This is a genomic window from Streptococcus sp. KR (assembly GCF_002238115.1).
Taxonomy (GTDB): domain Bacteria; phylum Bacillota; class Bacilli; order Lactobacillales; family Streptococcaceae; genus Streptococcus.
This window is the reverse complement of sequence record NZ_NGVM01000359.1, coordinates 1-220: the sequence shown is the minus strand read 5'-3', so window position 1 is coordinate 220 and position 220 is coordinate 1. Positions and strand designations below refer to the sequence as shown.

The following is a 220-nucleotide window of genomic DNA, read 5'->3' as shown; positions in this document are numbered from 1 at the left end:
TGCCAAATCATCAACCGAGGTCAAGCCAAACGATGAAGTTGTGATTAAGTTTGGTAACAAGACCCTGACCATCTTGGTTAAGGAATTGTTGGACACAACCAAGAAAGATGATGCCGAAAGAATGTATGAAATTACATCAGAGGATTACGAACGAGATTTTCGAAAAGAATAGATAATCCTTCACAAAATGACCGGAATATGTCTGGTTCACCTAGACAAA

Annotated in this window: 1 pseudogene; it reads left to right on the top strand. The window is 38.6% G+C overall.

Annotated features, from left to right (window positions below):
- Nucleotides 1-172, top strand: a pseudogene (locus CBI42_RS13370) (RNA-binding S4 domain-containing protein); the annotation flags it as partial.
- Between the last annotated feature and the right edge of the window lie 48 nt (nt 173-220).